Genomic DNA, 2,420 nt, shown 5'->3' on the forward strand with positions numbered 1-2,420 from the left:
CCGGCCCGGTCCGTGACCTGGTCGGCCTGTCGCTGACGGCGGAGCACCGCCGGGGGCACGGCGCGTTGTACGGCGCGGTGAACCACGGCCGGCTGGAGGTGGAGCGGCTGCGACGGCCGCTGGCCGGGCTGCCGCTCCCGCGGGCCGCCTCGGTCCCGACGACGACCTCACCACGGTGACCGCCGCCCAGGTACCGACGTCGACCGCGCCTGGCAGGCGTTCCTGCGCCGCTTCGGCCGGGAACACACCGTCCGCCTGTTCAAACAGACCCTCGGCTGGACCGCCCCGAAAATCCGGTCCCCTGAGCCACTCCGCCCGAAGACACCGCTTCCGGCCCGCGCGCCGAAATCCACCCGACCCGGCCCCGGTCGCCCACCCGGCCGCGCCAACCGACGACAAGCGATCATCCAACCGGTCGGGAAGACCACGGACAGGTCAACGGCCACAGGATCTGAGGGACAAACAAGTTAAACGACAAGCTCAGATCGTGGGGGTGCGCCTGCACGGTGTTCGGGGTCGCTCAAGGTCGGTCAGGTGCCCCAGATAGTGCTCGATCAGCGCGACCGGGCCATCGTCTCCGAGTACGGTCCATGGCTTACGCCGCGTGGCGGGTGAGGGCGGAAGCTGAACAGGCATCGCCCCCCATTGGATCAAGGTTGCGGGCCTGCCCTCAGGCACGATTTACCCGGTCCTGGCCCAATGTCACGTAGCCTAAGTCGATCTTGTTGGCTGGTTTTGGGGTTGCGCGGCGTGGCTGGGTGACGTGCGACGATGTGCCTGTTTTGATCATCGGCTGTGAGTGTGGATGGGCTGGATCGTGCGGATGTGCGTCCTGACCAGGTGACGTTGGGGGTGCTGGTCGACTCGGTGCCGCGGGACGCGGTGGATGCGGCGATCGCCGTGTGCGGCGTGCGGGAGAGACGTTCGGAGGGCAAGCTGCCCGCGCATGTGGTCACCTATCTGACGTTGGCGTTGTGCCTGTTGCCCGACGACGACGAAGAGGTCGCGACCAAGGTCACCGGGTCGTTGGACCGGTGGGGCTGCTGGAACGCCGCCTGGAGCGTGCCGACGGCCAGCGTTATCACCCAAGCCCGCAAACGCCTGGGCCGGACAGTGTTCCCCGAGTTGTTCGAGCGGACGTGCGGGCCGGTCGCCGGGACGGCCGGGCCGGGCGCCGCCGCGACGGCGTTGGGCACGGCGCGCGGGTCGTTCCTGTGTGGCTGGAGGCTGCTGGCGATCGACGGGTTCGACGTCGACGTGCCGGACAGCAAGGAGAACGCCGCCGGGTTCGGGTACGCGGGGTCGGGGGAGAACCGGTCGGCGTTCCCGAAGGCCCGGGTGGTGGCGTTGGCCGAGTGCGGCACCCACGCCTTCGTCGCCGCCTACCACGTCGGGGAGAAGACCCTCGCCGGACGGTTGTACCCGCGGCTGAGGGCGGACGAACTGCTGACCGCCGACCGGGGTTTCTACTCCTGGGCGGCGTGGGACAGCGCGAGCGCGACCGGGGCGGCGTTGGCGTGGCGGGCCCCGACGGTGCTGTCAAGTTCTCTGTGTGCGGGGTGGTTCCTGTTCTCTCTGCTTGCCGATACTAGATCATCTTTAGGCTTTGTGATCTCGCGGGCGCGCCGCGCGCTGTGCTGGGGCAGGTCCCGCCTGCCCCTGTGCCCTGACCCCAGGGGCCGCAGAGGTCTTCGGGGTCAAGGGCGGCCCGCAGGGCCGTCGCGTCAGCGATCGCGTAGCGACCTACGCAAGAGGCAACAGACCCCTGCGGCCCGGTCTGTGACCTGCCTGTGGCCGCTGAAACCGCCACGCATCCGCTGGCGGCCCGCCTGCTCCGTCCCCTCGTGCTTGAATTGGTGCGCGCGTACACATCGTCGCCGCCGGTACTGGCATATCGGTAATGGGGAGGCTGCAGTGGCCCATCAGCCGTACCTGTGTGGTCTGGACGCTGCCATGGACATCGTCGGAGGCAAGTGGAAGGCGCTGATTCTCTGGGAGCTACAGTCGCACCGGCGCCGTTTTGGCCAGCTGCGCAGGGGGCTTCCGGGGGTGAGCGAGAAGATGCTGATCCAGCAGCTCAGAGAGCTGGAGACGGACGGAGTGGTGCTGCGGCAGGTCTACGACCAGGTCCCGCCAAAGGTCGAGTACTCGTTGACCGATCTCGGCTCGACGCTCATGGAGGCGTTGTGGCCGCTCGCCACCTGGGGCGAGAAACACGTGGCGAGCATCGGCACGTCAAGCGAGGTCAGCGCCGCGTCCGGGGAGAACTGAGTCCTGCGCGGCGATCCCGTCCCGCACAGCATCGGGCCGCTCCGCACCTGTACGCCCGGCGGTGGCCATGATCACCGCCGAGCTCCCGTTGCGCCCGCGGGCCCGACCACCCGCCAGCGACATACCTAACGTTACTCGTCGACCGGGGG

The 2,420-nt window shown here is 69.0% G+C and carries 1 protein-coding gene and 3 pseudogenes; all 4 read left to right on the forward strand.

Annotated features, from left to right (window positions below; all coding sequences use genetic code 11):
• Positions 1-149: pseudogene (locus tag ACY5KJ_RS19200) on the forward strand (NF041680 family putative transposase); the annotation flags it as partial.
• Positions 150-195: 46 nt separating this feature from the next.
• Positions 196-471 (forward strand): annotated as a pseudogene (locus ACY5KJ_RS19205) (NF041680 family putative transposase); the annotation flags it as partial.
• 381 nt (positions 472-852) lie between these two features.
• Positions 853-1,122: pseudogene (locus tag ACY5KJ_RS19210) on the forward strand (transposase domain-containing protein); the annotation flags it as partial.
• 831 nt (positions 1,123-1,953) lie between these two features.
• Complete coding sequence (locus ACY5KJ_RS19215) at positions 1,954-2,271, forward strand: winged helix-turn-helix transcriptional regulator (RefSeq protein WP_462189338.1); 318 nt, start codon at positions 1,954-1,956, stop codon at positions 2,269-2,271.
• Positions 2,272-2,420: the final 149 nt, after the last annotated feature.

This window comes from Frankia sp. CcWB3, assembly GCF_977927595.1.